Raw genomic sequence first — 19,600 nt, 5'->3', positions numbered from 1 at the left:
AATATCAATTTAGAAATTGTATTTCAGAGAGTATTTCAGAATCAGTTTTCTAACCCAAGCGTCATCACAGTCTGTTTTGTTAAATAGCATCCCCGAAATCCCTTTGTGAATACAACCCCAAAGAAGGGGCTTAAATGACTTAAATAACAAAACAAGTATTTCGACCATAACTCTCTTATAATTTATAGTGCTATTTTTGGCGATGGAAGAATACATACTGGAATACATATTCGAAGACGTGGTAATAAAGCCGTCAAACGCCCCTAAGTTCCTTCTCGACGGAGAGGAAGTAGACATATGGGGCGACGAGCTGGAGAAGTACCATTCAAGAAGCATAATTGACTACGTTAGGGAGAACCTCCTGTCGTACGAGCGCAGAGGAGAAGATCCCTTCGCCGAAATCGTCGGCAAAGAAGTTGAAAAGGAAATGGTGAAGAACGCCCTGATGAGCGGCTCAAACATCCTGTTTAAGGGGAGAAAGGGTTACGGCAAAACGACTTTTTCCAAGGCCATGGCAAAGCTCCTGCCGGAGAAGCTACTCGCCGTTAAAGGCTGCAAGATTCACGATGACCCCACTCACCCAACCTGTTTTTCATGCAAGAAGAAGCTCCTCGAAGAAGACGTTGTCGAACTCACATGGGTGCCGAGAAAATGGATTCGCATCTCCGGCGACCCCATGATGACGACAAGACAGCTCATAGGTGGAATAAGCATTCAGAAGGTGAAAGAAGGGTACGATCTCGATCACCCCGAAGTATTCACACCCGGCAGGGTTCTGAAAGCTCACAGGGGCATGGCCTATTTCGACGAGCTTGGAGCTATCCCATCAGCGCTGCAAACGCTGCTGCACGAGCTGCTTGAAGAGAGGCAGATAACGACTCCAGAGGGAGATATAGTCCCCATGAAAATAGATACGCTTTTTGTCGCTTCAACGAACCCGGCAAACTACAAGGGCGTTGCAGACATAAAGGAGCCACTAATGGACAGAGTTGAGGAAATTCCAATTGGCCCGCCGGAAACGCTGAAAGAAGAAATAGAGATAGGCCTGAGAAACATGAGTCTGAAGGAGGGCGCCATTCTACCACTCTGGCACCTGAAAATCCTCGCAAGAACCGTGAGATATGCAAGGAGTAATGAGTTAAGGGTCTCCGGCCAAATTGAACTCGAGCCCTCGTGCAGGGCGACGATAAAGCTCTTTGATCATCTGAGAGCTTCAGCAACGAGAAAGGGACACACAGCAGCGATGTTGATGGACTACGGAGAGCGGTACGAGGTCGTGAAGCTCGGAATGAGGAGCAGAATTGAGCTGGAGTACGACGACGGCAATGAGAAGGATGCAGTGATAGAGAAGCTTGTGGAAGAGGCGATAAACAGGACATGCTCTGAAATCTACGCTTTAATCCCGCGGGATAGCTTTAGCGGGCTCATGGAAGAACTCTCGTCTGTGGATGAGATAGACGTCGAGAAGGTAAATCCAAAGGAGTTTGAGTATGCCTGGAAGGCAATACTGCTGATGGCGAGAAGGCCAGAAGAAGTTAACTCAGCCTTCGAGATACTCCTCGAATCTGTAAGCCGGTGCACAGGCCTGATAGAGAAAGTCTCAGCAGGCAGGTATGCGTACGTGGGAGCGTAACAGGTGAGAACTTAAAATGATGGAAAAACCCGAGTGCCGGATTTGTGATGAGGAGGAGAAGTTCGATCCAAAGCTTGCCGCCGAACTTCTTTACGCTCTGTTCAACCCGTTTCACGTCGAGCGGGGCAATGTAAACCCAGGAGAATTCATAAAAAAGTACCTCAGCGATGAGCTTAGGGAGCAGTACGAGATGTTCACCCATCTCTTCAACGACCTGATGAAGAGCTTTGGCTACATAAATCCCGCCTGGGCAAGCAAGCTCGAGGAGTACAGAGAGGCAAGAAAAAAGGCCTGGCAGGAAATAAGGGAAAAGCTCATCAGCGGAGAAATAGGCAGGAGTGAAATCAGCGCCAGCGACCTCGTTGACTACTTCTACGAGGAGGTGATTGAGGAACTCACCAAAGAAGGTTACATCGACGGCGTCGTGAGCAAGACACATAGAAAGAGTATAGTATTCAACGCGCAGGCAGAAAGGATTATGGGTGAAAAAGTTCTTCGCCTCGCCCTCCAGAGGCTCGGTAAGAAGGACTACGGTGAGCACGAATCCGAGAAAAAGGGGATTTCAATTTTTGCCGATAGCGAGCTGGAAAGTTACGACGAATACATGCACACCTTCGACATGCTCGACATTCAGGAGACGCTCGTGAATGCTGCAATTCGAGCAAGGGATGGAGAGATCAGTATCGACGAGAAAGACATGGTCGTCAGGCAGACGAAACACGCAGAAAGATGTGTTTACGTTATGCTGATTGATGTGAGCGACTCCATGAGGGGCAGAAAGATAATTGGAGCTATTGAAGCTGCTCTCGCGCTAAAGAGAGCAATTAAGTCCAAATCTCACGACGAGCTCCACGTTATTGCGTTCAACCACAGAGTCAGGAGGATTGCCGAAGGGGAGATTCTCAACCTCAACGCAAGAGGTAGAACAGACATAGGACTCGCGTTAAAGAGGGCAAGGGAGATACTGAGGGAGCGAAGGGGGAGTGGAGTCGTTTTTCTGATAACCGACGGTGAGCCGACGGCGAGCTACAGCCCCTACATGACTCCATGGGCGTGTGCCATGAAGGAAGCCGAAAATCTGAGACAGGTAGATGCGAGGCTGACTATAGTGATGTTCGGCAAGGAGCATCGCTTTCTCAGCCTGTGCAACAGAATGGCGAGAGCAGTTAAGAAATCAAACGTGCTGTTTTTCCCCAATCCTCTCGACCTCAAAACGTTCCTTGTGAGGAGTTATTTGAGATAATCAAAGGTTGAAGATAGGCATATAACCAACTCAGTATTCTCACCCAAGAAGTTCAAACTCGCTCTTATCGGCCCCGCACACCGGGCATGTCCAGTTTTCAGGCAGATCTTCCCATTTAGTGGGTGGGATTCCACTCTCTGGATCTCCCTCATCCTCGTCGTACACGTATCCGCAAACTGTGCACTGGTACTTCATAACGGGATATGCTCCACGGAAATTGATATACTTTTCCTGCAGCATAGGCAAAGGGTTATCTATTCGGACGTAGGCCGAGAGTTATGAGGCTTGATGTGCTCCTTGTTGGCGTTGGAGGGCAGGGCATTCTCACGTCAGCAGCAATTCTCGCAAGAGCAGCTATGAACTCAGGTATTAACGTCCTGACTGCCGAAACTCACGGAATGGCACAGAGGGGGGGAAGCGTTGAAGTTCACGTAAGGTTCGGGGACGTTAAATCCCCTCTGATACCGTACGGCAGCGCAGACGTGATGGTTGCTCTCGAACCGGTGGAAGCGCTCAGATACACGCACTACTGCAGCGAAAAGACAGTTGCAATAGTCAACACGAAGCCAATAATCCCTCTCTCGGTTAGCAGGGGTGATGCAGAATACCCATCCCTCGATACAATTTCCGAAAAACTCTCCTACCTTAAAAGTGTCCACTTCATCAACGCCACAGAACTTGCGGAAGAGGCAGGAAGTCCTCAGGCAACCAACGTTGTCGTGCTCGGAGCTCTGAGTAAGATAACCTCGCTGAACTATGATGCTGTTGAAAAAGCCCTGATTGAGACTCTTCCGCCAAAACTCCACGAGGTAAACCTGAAAGCCTTGAAAGCCGGCTATGATGCCTTGAAGGCGTAAACGGCAATGGCAGCAATCCCAACGGCAGCCATAGCAACAACGAATTCAGCATTGAGTGCCACGACTACGTGGGGATATGCGATAAAAGCGATGAGAGATATCGCAGAGGCTATTGCAAGCTGTTGTGGCTTTGCTTCCTCTGATAGCTGGGAGAGACAGAAGAGCAGAACTACGATTGGTAGCGATTGTGAACTGGCCGGAGGAAAGGCAGAGTAGATGTACTCTGACAGGCCCTTATACCCTAAGACGTACAGGGCGTCGAGGGCAGAGTTGAAGACCTCTGTTCCCGGCAGAAGATACGCAGAATGCATGGCAAGGAGAACTGCAAAGAAGTCGAAGCTGAACGGGTTTCCCTTTCTCAGGCGGATCAGAGGGATTGCAGCAAGAGGTAAAAGATATACCGGGCTAAAAAAAGCGGAAAGCGAAGAGGATGAATAAGCCATCCAGGAAATAAAAAATGCCAGTTCTGCGATAAGCAGGTTGGGTAATTTCGTGCCATTCATGCTACTTCTCTGCTTTCGTTTCCTCACCCTCGTAGTAATACCTTTTCTTCTTCTCGGCCTTTACCTCTTCACCTTCATAGTAGTACTTTTTCTTTTTCTCCTCTTTGCACATACCCTCCACCGTATTATTTTTACACTTCAAACTATAAATAAGCTGCTGACAGGCCTGTTTACGTCGAGCTCCACACAGCTTCCGCAGGCTCTCAGCCTGTAAACGTAACTTCTCCTGACAGCACTTAGCACCGTACCGGAGAAGCCCGTTTCAAGGCCTTTGAGGGTAATTACCTGCACCGGCACAATCCTGTAAAGTCTGAGGAGCTTCTCTGGTCTCGACCTCTCTACTCGCGTTATGAGAATAACGAGGGGTTTGTACAGCAAAATGAACTTCTTGCATGCTTCTATGGCTTCATCGATTGCCTCAACACCTCCTTCGATTTCTAGGAGGGCCCGGCTTATCCTCCTGAACTGCCTGCCTCCAACATCCGGGTAGATTGTTCTCCGCTCGCCCACAACGTACAGTCCAACCTTGTGACTCCTCGACGCGTAGTAGTAAGCCATGGCGTTTGCAACCTCTATTGCTGCTTCAAGGTAGTTTCTGACTGTAGTTCCGTGAAGCATGTATGGATTTGCGTCGACGAAAATCCACACTGCCTTCTTCCCCTCAACTTCGTACTGGTTGACCATCAGCTTTCCCCTTCTCGCACTCGCCTTCCAGTTCACGAACTTGAGCGCATCGCCCGGCATGTACTCCCTTATCTCCCTGAAATCCGTTCCCGGAACGCCTATCCGTGCGATGTCGATGTCTGGTATTGGAGACTTCGCCTTCCCTCTTATTGTCCCTATCTTCTTTATTTTCGGCACTCTGTGTTTAACCTCCACGCCGACGTCGATTTCTACTTCCCCCCGCTTTACGAACGTTAGAAGGGGGCTTTCCACCTCGTATTCAAGTTTGTCGAGTCTGTAAACTCCCCTTCTCGTTGCAGTAGCCCTGTACGAAATCCTCATTACTTTCCTTCCCACGACAAAGTCCTCCAGAACGTTTGAGCCTTCAAATAGCTCGAAGTGCTCAGGAAGAGTGTGTCTAACCCTCACGACACCGAAGCCTCTCGCCTCTACACTGATTGTCACGGCGAAGGTGTCTCCTACAAATGTCTGCTCGTCGCATTCAGCACTTAAAACCCTCAACCGCACACCAAAGGGGATTGCAAGGAAGATGAGAGGAATTATGGAGAGAGACAGAAGAGTCTTCGAAGTGAGCAGGATTCCCAGAGCGAGGAGGAGAAGCGATGTCCTGATGAGGTTGGCCGAAGATTTTCTCATTCTTCGGACCCCTTCGGCACCTCAACCTCCTTCAGAACGTCTCGAACGACCTCCTCTGCTTCGAAGCCCTCGACAGCCCTCTCTATCTTCAGAATTATCCTATGTGACAGTGCCTCAATCGCAATAGCCTTTACGTCGTCGGGGATTACGTAATCTCTGCCATCCATTGCAGCGAGAGCTCTCGATGCTTTGAGTAAAGCAAGTGCACCCCTCGGACTGGAGCCAACTTCCACGGCCTCATGCTTCCTCGTCGCCCTCACGAGGTTCGCTATGTAGCGCATAACACTATCGCTTACATGAACGCTTTCAACGAACTCCTGCATTGCTCTGAATTCAGAAAGGCTTACAACAGCCCTAACATCGTCGGTCGGGTCATCTTTCCTCCACTCGATTCTCCTCCTCAGGATTTCCACTTCCTCCTCCACAGTCTCCGGATAGCCCGGGCTGAGTCTGAGCATGAACCTGTCAAGCTGCGCTTCGGGTAAAGGATACGTTCCCTCCTGCTCTATGGGATTCTGCGTTGCGATTACGAAGAACGGAAGGCTGAGGACGTGAGTTTCCCCTTCTATCGTTACCTGCCTCTCTTCCATCGCCTCCAGCAACGCAGCCTGCGTTTTCGGGGGGCTACGGTTTATTTCGTCCGCAAGCAGGACATTGGTGAATATCGGCCCCTTTACGAGTTCAAACCTCCCTTCCCTGAAGACCTTCGTCCCGGTTATGTCCGCTGGCAGCAAATCCGGAGTGAACTGAATTCTGTTGTAGTCCGCCCCTATGGTTCTCGCGAACACCTTTGCGAGCAGCGTTTTACCGAGTCCCGGATAATCTTCAAACAAAACATTCCCGTTGCTCAGACAGGCTGCGAGCATCTTCTGAACGAGTTCTTCCTTTCCAACGTACACGCTGCACACTGATTTGACGATCCTGTCGCATATCCTCCCGAATTCCGTCATATTCATCTCCATTTCAATCCCCCATCCGTAATCCCAACAACCTGATACTATTCACCACATCCATTATTTCAGCTCCTTGAGCCTGAACATAACCTCATTGAGTATTTTCTCTCTCCTTTTTCTGTTCCTACTCTCGATAAGCTTTCTCTCCCAGCCAAAGGAGAACTTCGGAACTTTCTCGTCTTCGTGGGCCGCAATAAGGGCAATGACATCTGCAACCCTCTCTTCGCTGTAACCGGCATCGAAAAGAGCCTTCGAAACGTAGGCAATCAGTCCGGCTTTATCTCCCAACTCGATAAAGTTCTTTGCAGCCGAATCAATTGAATCTGCAAGCTCATCGCTCTTAGCGAGAACCCTCTGCCTGTGCTCCTCAAGCTTTGCTGTGTCAACATCGAGCTTAACGTTTTTTACAACAGCCAGTGCCAGTGCTGCAACGACGAGCCATTCCGCAAAGTCTGCAAGACCGCCCTTCAGGTATGGTTTGGCGAAGTTGATCAGGGCCATGGCAGCGAAGGCAAACAAAGCGTAGATTCTTGCTGCTGCAACGCCTTTTGCGATGCTGCCTTCAAAGCCCGAGGCGAGGTATGAAATCGACAGGAAGGCGAGAAGTGCAAGAGTAAACAAGGCGATTTCAGAATTGAACGGCTTCAGGATCATGTAGGCCGAAAAAGCTGCGAGGGCAAAGCCTGCAGATGTTGTGAAGTGTTTCTTTGGCAGGTCCGCTGTTATTATGGCTACAGAAATTAACAGCAGAAGCAGGTAGTGTGTAGGGATTACAACAGGGTAGTACTGGGAGAGATTGAAGATTATCGTGTCGGCAATCAGGTAAAGTGCTACGGCGAGAGGAAATGGTCTCAGAACCTTCAGCCTGCCACCAAGCAGCGTGTACGTCAGCAGGAGCGCGTATATTGCTGCAATACTGCCGGTATCCACTGCAATCAACTCTTTACCGAAGTACAGGGACTGGTGAGTCAGAACGTAGTACAGGGTTGCAAAGATTATCGTCAGGGTTGCAGCGCTAACTGCCGACGTGTTTCTTCACCTCCTTGCAGAGCCTGTAGAATTCGACGAGTTCTTTCCTGCCTCCTCCCTTCCTCCCGTACCTCACCGGCTCAAAGAACGAGAGTATCCCTCTATCCTCGACACCAAGCATACTCAAGACCTCTCTTGCGGTTGCGTTTTTGAGGCTAACACCCTTTTTCTTTTCCACATCTTTCACGAGTTCTCCGAATACCTCAGCTATAGCTCTTCTGTAATCGAGGATTTTGAACCTGAATTCCTTCCTCTCCTTTACCTTCGTTCCTTCAAGCCTTTCGGCAACGAGCACGTGTTCCCCCTCTTCAGGAAACGTAGCTTTAAACACCAGCCCGTTCTCCGAGAAGCCTACCCCTTCTCCGTCGAGCATTAGCCTGATTATTCCCTTTCCGCTTTTCTTACCCTTTCTATCATCCGTCCTGACAATAATCTCCACCTCGTCGCTAGGCATCCAGATGCAGGGCTCCTCGTACTCGAAGCGTATCGTATCTCCTCCTCTCATCCTGAGGACGAAGAAGACCACGGCGGGGAGAGGCAGGAGGAGCAACCAGAAGGGGAATGGTTTTTCCCATTTAGCCTTCGAGGGCATGTAAAGGTCGTTTCCTGGAAATATTACCTCAATCCTGTCGGGCATTCTTTCGAAGCTCAGTCTTGCAATGCCGTCAGACGCAAAAACCTCCTTACCGTCAATATAGAGCACCCCTTCGACGGGGTTCCCCCTTGAGTCAGTCAGCCTTGCAGTTATGGTGTTGCCTTTCGCTTCCACGTGTATCCGCGTTGTTTCCTTAACTCTGAGTTCGATGTTTTGTCTGTAACCGAATTCAGGCAAATAACACGTAACGTTGATTTTTGATGGCTCAATATCAGGTACTGGCTGCCTTATCTCGATTCTCTCACCTACAGCCGAGAAATTGAAAAATGGGCTGCTGAACACCATGAGTGTTTTAACCGGCTCTCCGTTGAAGTACACGCTCGCATTTGCAATCCACGCATAGCCCGAAACGGCAGTGGTGTTATCTACGAAGATTTCAACCTTCCCGGCTTCAACAACCTTTTCATAGCTCGCTGGCAGTATATAGTCTTGCTCTGAGCCAGGATAGTAAATTCTGATTCTGTGCTTGCCCTCTGAAAGCTCAACCACGAACTCAAAGTTTCCGTTAAACGATTTCTCATACTTCTTTCCGTCAACGTAAAGCTCCACCGTTCCATTCAGCGGTTTATCAGTAAAGACACTTCCCGAGATTAAACACCTGCCAGCAGCAACCCTATCGGAGAGATTGACCCTTATCTCCGGCACACCGTAAATCTTGACTACTGGATCACTCCAGGACGAGCTGAAGAGCATGCTGCCGAGGTAGTGGGCGACTATGTGGTACTCCCCGGTGGTGTTCACCTTAACTGTTGCGTTAAACATTCCATTTTCCACGGGAACGAGGGTGAGGAGTTTTCCATCCTCGTTCTTGTCCCTCTTTATGTAAATCTCCACGTAACCGGAGGGTACGCCGGATTCAGCTTTAACGACACCCCTAACTGTTAGATTCTCCCCCTGTCTTACAACGGGGTCCGCATACGTTATCTCCGTCACGGTCCTGATTCGCTTTGGTGCTGGCGTCGGATCGAACTCAACCCAGCCATTCTCGAACTTTGCCTCCGCCCATGCATGGGCCTGAGACGCAAGAACAGTCTGGTTGTACTCCACCGGCTTGGCGAGATAGCCAAAGACTGCCCTTGCGGGAATTCCGACCGAGCGGCACATCATGACGAAGGCCGTTGCGAAGTGCTTGCATATTCCCTTCTTCTTGACAAACAGGAACTCGTAGAGGGGTTTGCTGCCGTAGGTTGTAAAGCCGTATTCGTAATTATTCTTCAAAAACTCCTCGATCATCTTTGCCTTCTCGTAGTCGTTCTCAGCGCCTTCTGTCACCTTCAACGCCAGCTCCCTTATCTTTTCCACCTCTTCGCAACTCAGCTCGAGGTATTCAGCATCGTTTGTAGCCTTCTCAGCCTTTGGGAGATATGCGGATGAGAATGCTGTGTATGGAGTCGAGAAGTTGTCCACAAGGTACGTTGATGTCTTCTTGCTGTAGCCTGCCTTTGCAGTAACGAAGAACGTATCCTTGGCTACGGGTATGTGACGCTCGAAGGGAATTATGGGCGTAACCCTGTACCTCGTTACGTGCTCACCTCCTCTATCCATCGGGTCGTCGTAGTCCACTTCTTCTTCAACCCAGACCCCGTTTACGTAGTCTTTTGCCGTAAAAAGCCGGAGATGATTGGTGTAAGAGTTAAGACCCTCAACGAAGAAAACGGGTGTCGATGGTGGATTGCTCGTTGCGCTGAGGTTGCAGAGCTTCGCATCGGAGAACGATGACGGGATGGGTACTACGGGAACACCCTCCCCCTCGTGAGGCCCTCCTCCAATGAAGCCAGCAAGGCCGGTATTGCTGAAGTCAAGGGATGAGATGAAGCCAATTAAGATTGAAACTGCTGCGATGAAAAGGAGTAACCCGCCAAGTCTGAGCAGTTCATCCCTCATCTTCCCGCCGAAGGTAAATTGCCCGCCAAACTATTAATTTTTTCCTTCGTTTCCGGCAATTCCTGCAAAACAGCGGCATGGGGGGTGTGTACATCGCCGGTGGGTGTGGCGGAACAACTCCCACGGCAACATAATAATACGAGGTAAAGAGAATACCAAAAGAAGAATTAATCAAACCTTCAGAAAGGGCATCAATGCAAACACCTTCGCGTCGGCAACCATATTTTCTATAACCGCGTATTCGTTGGGCTGGTGAGCAACGCCGTCAACGGTGCTCCACACGGCTGTTGGATAACCAGCCTTTCTAAAAAAGGCCGCACAGGTGTTACCTCCTATTCCGAAAACCGCCGGCTTCACACCTCTCGCAAGCTCAATGGCCTTTGAAAGCAACTTTACAACCTCGCTGTCTTCTGGCGTTGGCGGAGACGACTCCTTCTGGACTACCTCCACCTCAATCTTCCCGTTTCCGCGTTCTTCATGCTTCCTCCTCACATCTTCAACGACAGCAAGAACGTCGTTAATATCGTACTCCGGAAGAATTCGACAGTCCATGTAGCTCACATCGAGGCCAGGAATCGTATTTACGTTGTCAACGTTCGCCTCCCTCTTCGTTGGTTCAAAGGTCGAATGAGGGGGCTGAAACAGGTCGTTTCTCCCATCAAACCTCCTGTGAAGCTCTTCATCAAGGTCTATGATAAACCTCATGGCTTCTCTGGACGCATTAACAGCTATGTGGGGCATGCTCGCGTGTGCCTGCCTGCCGTGAACCACGAACTTCAGCCAGAGAATACTCTTCTCTGCAATCTCTATCATGCTTCCATCGCTGCTTCCCGCGTCCGGCACGACAAACATGTCGTTCCTGCCAAATAAGTCCTGTTCGAGGAGATGCTGTATTCCGTATCTGCTACCGGTTTCTTCGTCGCTCACGAAGGCGAGGCAGAGAGTGTATTCTGGCTTTATTCCAGAGTCTGCAATTGCCTTAGCGGCAAATAAGGATGAAACAAGAGGCTGGCCGTTGTCCTCGCTCCCCCTGCCGTAAATCCTTCCGTCCTTCACTACGGGCTCGAAGGGGGGTGTGTGCCACAGCCTTACATCACCTTCCGGCACGACGTCAATGTGTGTGACAATCCATATCGTCCTCTTTCTCCTTCCCTCGAGCCTTGCGACGATGTTTGGCCTGATGCCACCCTTCGCCCTGCTGTCCGGGGCGTCAAACCTCTCCACCTCAAAGCAGTCGAGCAAATTCATCAGGTACTCTGCCTTATCGAACTCTCCTTCCCCCCCGCTGTCCGGACTTATGGCTTTAATTCTAATGAGGTCGCAAAGGGTTTTCACCATCAAATCCCGGTAGGATTCAACTCTCTCGAGTATTTCAGACACGCGCATTTCATCAATTCCGTTCTCACTCATGCGCTATCCCGCCATGAGCTTCTCGACCTTCTCTCTCAGCTCGTCTATCATCCTCCGCGTGTCGTCATCTCTAACCTCCTTCTTCAGTACTTCGAGTTCGGCCTTTACCGGTGCAAGAACCTTGAACGTGTCTTCGCCTTTCGCGTTTTCCTCTACCTCTTCCACAACTCTTCGCAGAATTGACAGCTTCTTCCTCGAAACAAAGTCCTTGTTCAGCTCATTTTTTAAATCTCTCAGCATCTCAGCAATTTTTCTTCCATCTTCGGTAAAGCTCACGACTCTGATCCTTCCCTTGAACTCGCTTTCAATCAGAGCGTTTTCCTCAAACTCGCTCAAAACCTTGGAGATGTAGCTATATGGCGAACCGACTTCCTTCGATATTCCAAGGGGGTACGCACTCTCACCTTTTTCCTCGGCTTCAAGAATCTTCAGCATTATTTCAACCGTCTTCTCGTGCAGGAACATCTTTTCCAGACTCAACATCAACACCTCCTCCTGCGTTTGCAAACCAGATGACCCTCTGTGGGAATGGAATTTCAATTCCTTCGGCCTCGAGGGCCGTTTTTATCCTCCACAGCAGTTCCGTCTTAACGTCGAACCAGACAGCAGAGGGTGCCCATACCCTCACGACTATATTAACACTACTCTCCGCAAGCTCATTGACAAATACCTGTGGCGGCGGGTTACGAAGTGCAAATGGATGCTCGTCGATTACTCTGCGGATTATTTCAATAGCTTTCTCCGCGTCATCTGCATAGCGAATGCCCACGACGTATTCGAATCTCCTTGCGACGTTTGCAACGTAGTTCGTAATGTTGGACGTGAACACCTTCTCATTGGGTATTCTGACGTAAACCCCATCGTACGTCCTTACGACTGTTGAAATTACGTGTATGTCCTCCACGAAGCCCGAGACACCGTCGATGTTTACCTGGTCCCCAATCTTTATCGGTCTCTCGATCATGACGAAGAGTCCAGAGACGAGGTTAGATACAACACTCTGGCTGGCAAAACCTATGACGAGACCGACGATTCCTCCAGCAACGAGCAGACCCGATAGATTTACGCCGAGGTGTGGTAGGACGGCTATGACCGCGGTGGTTATGATGCCGTAGTAAACCACTTTCAACAGAATATCGAGTTCGTTTCTCGGCATTTTGTCGCTGAGAGTCTTTTTAAGGTTCAGTCTCACGATCCTTGCGAATATAACTGCCAGGACTACAACTGCCGTGAAGACTAAGATGTCTGCCACGGTGACGTCGCCGTAAACAATGTAGTTGAGGACTTCCATTCAGACCCCCCACTCCATCAGGAACGACTTTCGTTCAATCAGCAGCTTCCTTGCAACGTACAGCTCTATCGACTTCTTCATTCCCTCTCTGAGGGGGCGGTCAATGAAGGTCGTTTCTGCCACGTGTTTCCCGATGACTTTCATCTCCGCAACCATTGAAACGATGTCACCGTAGTATATTTTCATGGCGTAGCTGTCAAACACAGCCTTCGTTACTTCTACCCAGTCGTCACTGCTGTTGTGAATCCTCAGCGAGATAATTCCCTCCCTGAGGGGATCCGTTTCGGGTACTTCTGTATATACATCGCTCTCATACCACCTGCATATTACGCCCGACTTCGGATTGCCGTAGAGTGTGTACTTTGGAGTTACAAGGGAGAACACGTCTATGGGACTGACACCCTTCCCATTAACAAAAACACAGATTTCCACCGGGAATTTCACAAAGACAGTGATGCTGGCACCAGACTCTATCAAAACAGGCTTCTTAAAATCAATGCACAGGTAATGGGTAACCTCTCTGGGGAGATTTACAGGTTCAACGGGGTTTATTATAAACTTCTTTCCGCCGGAGAGTATTTTCTCCACATGATCTCCCCTGCAAATCCGGCGATAAACTTCACCACATTCCACAGTAAGATCGTCGCCGGAATACGAGAACCCGTATTCGTGACTACCATATATCATTCAGTAGAAAATGAAAATAGGTGGAATAAAAAATTTGGGGTGTTCTGTATGGTGAGATTTTAAGCGCCAGGGTGGGAGTACTGATTGTGACGTGTTCTCAATTTATCAAAACACAAGATTCAGCAGAGGGATGAATGGAGTAGCGACCTTCAGCTTTAAAGGAACCCTGCTCCTGAGAATTAAACCCATGTCTCTGTTGTTAATCAGCGCGAAGTACCTCGAAAGTCTTCTATCGTTCTCAGAAATCCTGTCCCAGAGGCTCTTTATGAAGTAGCTGCGCTCCATGGCTCCTATCATGGCCTTTCTCCACAACCTGTCGTACTCTTCAAGTTCCATCCCGCCCTCGAAATACTCGTTGATAACCCTGCCAGCGATGTCGCCAGCGATCATTGACGTTGGTATTCCTGCAGCGACGTGGCTCAGAATCATGCTCGCAGAATCGCCAGCGAGCAGCACATTTCCATAGACCGTTTTGTCGAGAGGTCTGTCAACGGGCGCAACCGCTCCAATTTTGCCCACGATTTCGGCTTTTTTAAGGTAGCAGGAGCTGTACGGGTATTCCTTAACGAACCTGTCGAGAACCCTGTGAATGCTGTCTCCCTTGCCGAGAAAACTCTGCCTGATGCCAACACCCACGTTCGCTATTCCATCTCCCTTGGGTATTATCCACGCGTAACCGCCAGGAGCGATTTTGTTTCCGACGTACATGTAAACTACATCCTCGTCGCATTCAACGCCGCTCATGACGTACTGCTTTGCAGACGCGAGCTCATACTTCCAGACGTTCAGCTTCTTTGCAATCTTCGAGTTAGCCCCATCGGAAGCGATGAGAACCCTATGCCTGACAACCTCTCCACTTGAAAGCTGAAGCTCTCCGTTTCTGAAATCGGAAACTCTCTTACCGAGCAAAAGCTCATGCCCAGATTCCGCTGCTATCGTCTGTATAAACTCGTCCCTGCGAAGGACATGCATTTCAAAGTCTATCGTGTAGGTTTTGCCATTCGGAATTACGAAGTTGAAGGCATTTGTTCTGTTGCTTTCGAATCTCTTTGGAATGTCAAATAGAGAGTAGTCGTCGAGGTCGGGCAGGAGCTCTTTCATCTCCTTCTTCGTTGGTATGATCTCGCCGCATTCAACCGGGTAGCCAAGTTTCTGCCTCTTGTCTATGCCAACAACCCTGAGCTTCTTTGAGAGTGACCTCAGCGCGAATGCTCCGGCAACACCGACGCCAGCAACGGCAACATCAACGTCCATCGCTGAACCTCTGCAGGCGATATATAAACGCTTGCCCCTTTCCAGAAGCCGACCAGGTTAATTAAATCTGGGGGAATTAGACACCCGAATCCCGTGACACTTTCGCAGCCCTCAAAACCTTTTTAAGAGAAATAATCAAATTTATGCAGGTGGTATGGTGAGTGTTAACAGCAGTTCAGATGATACAATAAAAATTCCTACTGGAATCGAGTTTTTTGATAAACAGATTGGTGGCGGGCTATATCCCGGCATGGTTTTATTTATAGAAGAGGTTGGAGCCGGAGGTAGAGAGTTCGCCCTCACATCGGTATGCAAGAACGCAAAGGCCGGAGAGCATAGAGCGCATCCAAGCGAGGTGCTGTACGTATCCATATCTTCATCTCCCAGAGAGGTCGTCAGAGACGTCAAGCTGACATTTCCCCATGCGAGGCTTGAGGACGTGCTCGATTCGATAAAGATAAAGAGCCTCACCGAACTTTACTTTGGAAAGAGTATCGTTCCTCTCTCATGGGTCACCGACAAAAGACCGAGTCTGAAGATGCTAAAGGAGAGCGAAAAAGACCTTCTCACGGAACTCGTCGGAGTCTTCGATGATGTTAAGGAGGGCAGCCTTGTGTTTCTGGATAGCCTGAGCGACCTTGCAAGACTTACCAGGTCGAGGATAAGCTGGAACGACCTCGTGGACTTTATAAAGGGTCTCAGAAAGCTGTGCGTAAAGAAAAACGTTCTTCTTTTCTCCCTCCTCACGAAGGACATGCTTGAAAAGAGCTACGAGGAGGAACTTCTCGACCAGGCCGATGGTGTGCTCGTGTTCGAGTGGGAAACCGAAAAAGAGGCAATAACGAGGTGGATGTACATAAGGAAGCTCGTGGGAATTCTTCCACTTCTCGAAAAGGACAAAATCGCCAAGTACAGCGTCAGAATTGACCCGGTGGAGGGGTTCACGATCTCAAGATTCGTGAGGGTATTGTGAGGTGATTTCGTATGGATGTTCTTCCTACCGGAATTGAAGGCCTCGACAGACTGCTCGGCGGTGGAATTCCGAAAGGTCACATCGTTGCGGTTATTGGCTCTTATGGAACTGGAAAGACTACTCTCGGTCTGCACTTCATTTATGAGGGGCTGAAAAATGACGAGACATGTATCATAATAAGTTTCGATGAAGATGAAAAGAGCATACTCGAAAATGCAAGCAGCTTTGGAATGGACATGGAACGATACAGCGATAACCTCGAAATCACAAGGCTCGAGGCAGCAGAGATCAAGGAGTCACTCAGGAAGATAAAGAGCGACCTACCAGAGGTTATAAAAAGTCTGAACGCCAGCCGAATACTTATAGACTCCATAAGCGTCTTCGAGACTCTTTTCAGCGAAAATGAGAGATACAGAGCTCTGGCAGCCCTTCGAGACATTTTGAAGTCCGCGGGAATAACTGCGGTGATAACGAGCGAGGCTGACAAAAACAATCCCACTTCGTCGAAATACGGACTGCTGGAATACATATGTGACGGAGCCATCTGCCTCAAGTACATAAGGGAGAGTCAGCTTGAAGAGCCAAAGCTCGGGATTGAGGTTGTGAAAATGAGGAGGGTAAAGCACTCAAGAAAACCAAAGCCTTACAATATAACCGAGAAGGGAATAGAGGTCTTCGAGAGGGAGGAGATATTTTAGAGGACGAATTTATCCACTTCTGTTATCTTCCTCCCGCAGTAGTGGCATCTGGCCACAACGTTATCTTCGGCCATGCTCACGTGGAACCGCCTGACTATGGGCTCTCTGCTGTTGGTTATGCAGTTCCTGTTAGGGCACGTGAGAATTCCTTCGACGACTTCCGGAAGAGACACGTTGAATTTTTTGTAGATTTCGTAGTCTCTTATAAGATTTATAGTTGCTCCTGGAGCGATGAGGGCTATTCTGTTAAGTTCCTCCTCGCTTATGAATTTTCCCTCGACCTTTACTATGTCCTTCTTTCCCATCTTCCTGCTGGGCACGTTCATCGCCATCAAAACTCTCTCCCTGCTTCCACTCCCAATTCCAAGGATTCTCAAAACGAGTAACGCCTTGCCCGCATTGATGTGGTCAATGACCGTGCCGTCTCTAATCTTGCTCACGGCAAGCTGCTCGCTCATAACATCACCTCACTCAGGATTGCCATTCTCACAGGCACACCGTAAAAGGCCTGCTGGAAGTACTTCGCGTGCTTTGTAGCATCGACTGAGACATCGATTTCGTCAACCCTCGGCAGCGGATGCATGACTATCAGGCTATCCTTCGCCCTCTTCAGCGTCTCAGCATCAACCTTGTAACTGCCCGCAACCTTCCGGTATTCTTCCTCATCGGGGAATCGCTCCTTCTGAATCCTCGTTACATAGAGCACGTCTATCTCTTCAAGTATCTCATCAAGTTCTGCTGTTGTGATCTTTCCGCCAATACCCTCCAGGAATTCCTCGGGAAGGGCAAGTGAGGGCGGGCTCACAAGGTAGATCTCAGCGTCGAATAATGTCAGAGCTTTGATCAGAGAATGCACGGTTCGCGAGTACTTCAAGTCGCCCATGAGGGCTATTTTAAGCTCATCGAGGCTCGATTCTTTCCTTATCGTATAGAGGTCGAGGAGTGTTTGTGTCGGGTGCTGACCGGCCCCATCACCAGCGTTTATAACCGGCACCTCCGAATGCTCGGCAGCGAATCGTGCCGCGCCCTCAAGAGGATGGCGCAGGACTATAGCGTCGGCGTACTTCCCCACCACCCGAATTGTGTCAGCGAGTGTCTCTCCCTTAGCAACGCTGCTTGCTTCCTGGGCAGTCATGTTGATGACATCTCCCCCGAGTCTCTTCATCGCCGCCTCAAAGCTCATCCTCGTGCGGGTTGAAGGTTCGAAGAACAGATTTGCGAGGAGCTTGCCTTCAAGAGTTCTGCTCTTGGTTTTACCTCTGGCAATTTCTTCAAACTCTTCGGCCTTATCGAGAATGTAGAGAATGTCGTCTTTGCTCAAATCATCTATGGATATGAGATGCCTGAATCTCGTCATCACCTATAGTGTCTGGTAAGTGTGATAATAAGTTTGCCCCGTAGTGTTGTGGGAAAAGCCCAAAAGGGAAAATCTGTGAATCACCTCTGACGGACGGGGGCTTCCCGTCTGCATTGGTTAAACGACTGGATCGCTCACAATGTCTCCTGGAGGATCGTTGAAGTAGCCAAGCAAAACAATGCCATGATTGCTATTGAGAATTTGAATTCACTAGTAAGGAATACTTGTCAAGTTCGTGGAGGTACATCTAAGAGATGCCATGTGTGGAGCGGAAAGCTTCCGCTCCGGATCGTGTCAGGTATTCTAAACCATTTAACGTAGACTCAACGTATCCTGCAACATAGCTCTTAGGGCGAAGTTCCCTAATAGCTGGGGGCTCGTAAACAGCCTACAAAGCTCCCTGCGTGAACAGGGAGTAGTCTACGCTCGAGTTTGGAATTACTGGGCTACGCATGGATTGTTAGCTATGGTGTTGCCGCGATGATTTGTCTCGTTTAGTTACTTCTGTGATCACTATGTCTCAATCAGAACTCCAAATTCTGAACTATCTTACTCAAAGACTGAAATAGTATAAGAAGCTTAGTAGTATTAAAGACAAAATAGAGACAAAAACACATAGAGTCAGAATTCTACTGACGATATGTCTGATTATAGTTGCATTTTCACATTCATCAAGCAAATCATTGGCAGGATAAATGGAGAAGAAAGAGATGGTTAAGATAGAGATAGTAGGGCAGAAAAAAGCACTGCTGGAAGATTCCAAGTTTAGAGACGAGATTTTGAAGGATTTAGAGTACAGGACTGGTAGAATGGATTTGCTGAAGGCTAAGTTCGGTATGTCAGAGCTGAAAACTTCATCGAAGTGCTTCATATTCTCGGTACCCCATCATTATCTTAACGTAATCCAAAAAGGTTATCAACATCCAATTGTAATAACAATTATTATGAGTATGAATATGTTAAAATCAGTTAAAATTAAAGACGTAGCGGAAATCTTTGGCTTCGCAACGCTAATAGCTTTCACGCTGGTAACAACGGTAATCGCCATAGCAGCGCAGGGAGCTCTGATTTACTTCTACGAACCAAATAAGATAATCTGGATAATAGAAGTAGTATTGGGCCTGTACGCTGTTATCTTCGGACTCAGCAAAATGGGAAGCATAGTTAACGGAAGGGCCGAGTAAATTTGGTAAACGACTATATCGGCTGACATTTTGCAGAATATACAGCCTGATAGGAACCTATTCACTTAGTTGACAATGCTGTCAGCGTAGCTGACCAACTACCCAAGAATTAAAGAGAGGGTAGATTCTCTTCCCATTCTTATTCTTGGTTTATCAATATCCTTATCAAATATACAAAAAAGCCTACGAGATGGGGAAGATAATAAATTCCCATGATGTGTTTATGCTTTGAAAGCTGAATGTTCAGTAACTAATAGAGGCTTACTCGGATCTGCGAGATGACAACGAGGAATTCCGGATTAGAGGGCACAGATTTAAGACTGGAAGAGCTTCTTTGGTAAGGAGAGTTAGACGTCAACTAATAATCCATCCCTTGGGATTCTCTCTTAGACAACGAGTGCAGTCTTTACTGTCCAGCGATGCATATATTCTTGCTTTTGCCAAGACTTATAGCAACAAACGATAGTGATTTTAATAATTAAAAATAAAAATAATAGATGTTTTTCTAGAAAACGACCATCCATTTGTAAATATCGCCACCGGCAAGTATTTCAGGAAGTTGAGAGATTCAAAACGTCCAGAGGCGAGCATGGGTAGCAATCTCGGGATATATGTTACAGCAGTCATCCCAACTATCAGGAGAACTCGTAGCCTTCCACACCAAAACAT

General features: G+C 48.6%; 20 protein-coding genes. 6 read left to right on the top strand and 14 right to left on the bottom strand.

The features are described 5' to 3' along the window. The first annotated feature begins 202 nt into the window (after positions 1-202). Positions 203-1,633 (top strand): AAA family ATPase, encoded by a 1,431-nt coding sequence (locus ARCVE_RS05750; protein WP_013683827.1) that lies wholly within the window; start codon positions 203-205, stop codon positions 1,631-1,633. Positions 1,634-1,649: 16 nt separating this feature from the next. Continuing rightward, on the top strand, positions 1,650-2,876 hold the full coding sequence (locus ARCVE_RS05745) for a VWA domain-containing protein (protein ID WP_013683826.1): 1,227 nt from the start codon (positions 1,650-1,652) through the stop codon (positions 2,874-2,876). 39 nt (positions 2,877-2,915) lie between these two features. Here ARCVE_RS05745 and ARCVE_RS05740 read toward each other — a convergent pair whose 3' ends face one another. After that, positions 2,916-3,071, bottom strand: coding sequence for a rubredoxin (locus ARCVE_RS05740; protein WP_013683825.1), 156 nt, complete (start codon positions 3,069-3,071; stop codon positions 2,916-2,918). 83 nt (positions 3,072-3,154) lie between these two features. On the opposite strand from ARCVE_RS05740, the gene iorB reads away from it, so the two are divergent. Continuing rightward, a complete protein-coding gene (gene iorB, locus ARCVE_RS05735) occupies positions 3,155-3,733 on the top strand; it encodes an indolepyruvate ferredoxin oxidoreductase subunit beta (protein WP_013683824.1) in 579 nt (192 codons plus the stop codon). Here the strand turns inward: iorB and ARCVE_RS05730 are convergent. The 10 genes from ARCVE_RS05730 to ARCVE_RS05685 form a co-directional block, all read right to left on the bottom strand. Next, complete coding sequence (locus ARCVE_RS05730) at positions 3,712-4,236, bottom strand: hypothetical protein (RefSeq protein WP_013683823.1); 525 nt, start codon at positions 4,234-4,236, stop codon at positions 3,712-3,714. The two genes, iorB and ARCVE_RS05730, sit on opposite strands and share 22 nt — an antisense overlap. 138 nt (positions 4,237-4,374) lie before the next feature. After that, positions 4,375-5,556: a DUF58 domain-containing protein gene (locus tag ARCVE_RS05725; RefSeq protein WP_013683821.1), complete on the bottom strand. Its 1,182-nt coding sequence runs from the start codon at positions 5,554-5,556 to the stop codon at positions 4,375-4,377. Continuing rightward, positions 5,553-6,518, bottom strand: a complete 966-nt coding sequence (locus ARCVE_RS05720) for an AAA family ATPase (protein ID WP_013683820.1) — start codon at positions 6,516-6,518, stop codon at positions 5,553-5,555. The genes ARCVE_RS05725 and ARCVE_RS05720 overlap by 4 nt, the downstream gene beginning before the upstream one ends. 51 nt (positions 6,519-6,569) lie before the next feature. After that, positions 6,570-7,439: a hypothetical protein gene (locus tag ARCVE_RS05715; protein WP_013683819.1), complete on the bottom strand. Its 870-nt coding sequence runs from the start codon at positions 7,437-7,439 to the stop codon at positions 6,570-6,572. Between the two features lie 85 nt (positions 7,440-7,524). After that, the gene (locus ARCVE_RS05710; RefSeq protein ID WP_013683818.1) at positions 7,525-10,077 is read right to left on the bottom strand and encodes a transglutaminase domain-containing protein; all 2,553 of its coding nucleotides are present in this window, start codon (positions 10,075-10,077) and stop codon (positions 7,525-7,527) included. 171 nt (positions 10,078-10,248) lie between these two features. Then, complete coding sequence (locus ARCVE_RS05705; RefSeq protein WP_013683817.1) at positions 10,249-11,487, bottom strand: M20 family metallo-hydrolase; 1,239 nt, start codon at positions 11,485-11,487, stop codon at positions 10,249-10,251. A 3-nt stretch (positions 11,488-11,490) separates the two neighbouring features. Further along, positions 11,491-11,970, bottom strand: coding sequence for a hypothetical protein (locus ARCVE_RS05700; protein WP_013683816.1), 480 nt, complete (start codon positions 11,968-11,970; stop codon positions 11,491-11,493). Beyond that, on the bottom strand, positions 11,927-12,778 hold the full coding sequence (locus ARCVE_RS05695; protein WP_013683815.1) for a mechanosensitive ion channel family protein: 852 nt from the start codon (positions 12,776-12,778) through the stop codon (positions 11,927-11,929). The genes ARCVE_RS05700 and ARCVE_RS05695 overlap by 44 nt, the downstream gene beginning before the upstream one ends. After that, entirely contained in the window at positions 12,779-13,465 is a 687-nt protein-coding gene (locus ARCVE_RS05690; RefSeq protein ID WP_013683814.1) for a DUF432 domain-containing protein, read from the bottom strand. 105 nt (positions 13,466-13,570) lie between these two features. Continuing rightward, complete coding sequence (locus ARCVE_RS05685; RefSeq protein WP_013683813.1) at positions 13,571-14,719, bottom strand: geranylgeranyl reductase family protein; 1,149 nt, start codon at positions 14,717-14,719, stop codon at positions 13,571-13,573. A 154-nt stretch (positions 14,720-14,873) separates the two neighbouring features. Here ARCVE_RS05685 and ARCVE_RS05680 point away from each other — a divergent pair, with 154 nt between their 5' ends. Both ARCVE_RS05680 and ARCVE_RS05675 read left to right on the top strand, forming a co-directional pair. Beyond that, on the top strand, positions 14,874-15,692 hold the full coding sequence (locus tag ARCVE_RS05680) for an RAD55 family ATPase (RefSeq protein WP_048085702.1): 819 nt from the start codon (positions 14,874-14,876) through the stop codon (positions 15,690-15,692). Between the two features lie 11 nt (positions 15,693-15,703). Next, complete coding sequence (locus ARCVE_RS05675; protein WP_013683811.1) at positions 15,704-16,390, top strand: KaiC domain-containing protein; 687 nt, start codon at positions 15,704-15,706, stop codon at positions 16,388-16,390. On the opposite strand, the gene pyrI is transcribed toward ARCVE_RS05675, so the two are convergent. Beyond that, on the bottom strand, positions 16,387-16,848 hold the full coding sequence (gene pyrI / locus ARCVE_RS05670; protein ID WP_013683810.1) for an aspartate carbamoyltransferase regulatory subunit: 462 nt from the start codon (positions 16,846-16,848) through the stop codon (positions 16,387-16,389). The two genes, ARCVE_RS05675 and pyrI, sit on opposite strands and share 4 nt — an antisense overlap. Beyond that, positions 16,845-17,747 carry an aspartate carbamoyltransferase gene (pyrB, locus tag ARCVE_RS05665; protein WP_013683809.1) on the bottom strand — a complete coding sequence of 301 codons (903 nt, stop codon included), beginning with the start codon at positions 17,745-17,747 and terminating at the stop codon, positions 16,845-16,847. Before pyrB ends, pyrI begins: the two co-directional genes overlap by 4 nt. A 695-nt stretch (positions 17,748-18,442) precedes the next feature. On the opposite strand from pyrB, the gene ARCVE_RS05660 reads away from it, so the two are divergent. After that, entirely contained in the window at positions 18,443-18,931 is a 489-nt protein-coding gene (locus ARCVE_RS05660; protein WP_013683808.1) for a hypothetical protein, read from the top strand. 471 nt (positions 18,932-19,402) lie between these two features. On the opposite strand, the gene ARCVE_RS11805 is transcribed toward ARCVE_RS05660, so the two are convergent. Then, entirely contained in the window at positions 19,403-19,600 is a 198-nt protein-coding gene (locus ARCVE_RS11805; protein WP_083809326.1) for an AzlD domain-containing protein, read from the bottom strand.

It is taken from the genome of Archaeoglobus veneficus SNP6 (genome assembly GCF_000194625.1).
Taxonomy (GTDB): Archaea; Halobacteriota; Archaeoglobi; order Archaeoglobales; family Archaeoglobaceae; genus Archaeoglobus_C; species Archaeoglobus_C veneficus.
The sequence above is the reverse complement of the archived record's forward strand: the minus strand, read 5'-3'. Positions and strand labels throughout refer to the sequence as shown.

Coding starts and splice junctions, on each gene's coding strand:
- ARCVE_RS05750 (WP_013683827.1), top strand. CDS start 203: ATGGAAGAATACATACTGGAATACATATTCGAAGACGTGGTAATAAAG.
- ARCVE_RS05745 (WP_013683826.1), top strand. CDS start 1,650: ATGATGGAAAAACCCGAGTGCCGGATTTGTGATGAGGAGGAGAAGTTC.
- ARCVE_RS05740 (WP_013683825.1), bottom strand. CDS start 3,071: ATGAAGTACCAGTGCACAGTTTGCGGATACGTGTACGACGAGGATGAG.
- iorB (WP_013683824.1), top strand. CDS start 3,155: ATGAGGCTTGATGTGCTCCTTGTTGGCGTTGGAGGGCAGGGCATTCTC.
- ARCVE_RS05730 (WP_013683823.1), bottom strand. CDS start 4,236: ATGAATGGCACGAAATTACCCAACCTGCTTATCGCAGAACTGGCATTT.
- ARCVE_RS05725 (WP_013683821.1), bottom strand. CDS start 5,556: ATGAGAAAATCTTCGGCCAACCTCATCAGGACATCGCTTCTCCTCCTC.
- ARCVE_RS05720 (WP_013683820.1), bottom strand. CDS start 6,518: ATGGAGATGAATATGACGGAATTCGGGAGGATATGCGACAGGATCGTC.
- ARCVE_RS05710 (WP_013683818.1), bottom strand. CDS start 10,077: ATGAGGGATGAACTGCTCAGACTTGGCGGGTTACTCCTTTTCATCGCA.
- ARCVE_RS05705 (WP_013683817.1), bottom strand. CDS start 11,487: ATGAGTGAGAACGGAATTGATGAAATGCGCGTGTCTGAAATACTCGAG.
- ARCVE_RS05700 (WP_013683816.1), bottom strand. CDS start 11,970: ATGTTGAGTCTGGAAAAGATGTTCCTGCACGAGAAGACGGTTGAAATA.
- ARCVE_RS05695 (WP_013683815.1), bottom strand. CDS start 12,778: ATGGAAGTCCTCAACTACATTGTTTACGGCGACGTCACCGTGGCAGAC.
- ARCVE_RS05690 (WP_013683814.1), bottom strand. CDS start 13,465: ATGATATATGGTAGTCACGAATACGGGTTCTCGTATTCCGGCGACGAT.
- ARCVE_RS05685 (WP_013683813.1), bottom strand. CDS start 14,719: ATGGACGTTGATGTTGCCGTTGCTGGCGTCGGTGTTGCCGGAGCATTC.
- ARCVE_RS05680 (WP_048085702.1), top strand. CDS start 14,874: ATGGTGAGTGTTAACAGCAGTTCAGATGATACAATAAAAATTCCTACT.
- ARCVE_RS05675 (WP_013683811.1), top strand. CDS start 15,704: ATGGATGTTCTTCCTACCGGAATTGAAGGCCTCGACAGACTGCTCGGC.
- pyrI (WP_013683810.1), bottom strand. CDS start 16,848: ATGAGCGAGCAGCTTGCCGTGAGCAAGATTAGAGACGGCACGGTCATT.
- pyrB (WP_013683809.1), bottom strand. CDS start 17,747: ATGACGAGATTCAGGCATCTCATATCCATAGATGATTTGAGCAAAGAC.
- ARCVE_RS05660 (WP_013683808.1), top strand. CDS start 18,443: ATGGAGAAGAAAGAGATGGTTAAGATAGAGATAGTAGGGCAGAAAAAA.
- ARCVE_RS11805 (WP_083809326.1), bottom strand. CDS start 19,600: ATGTTTTGGTGTGGAAGGCTACGAGTTCTCCTGATAGTTGGGATGACT.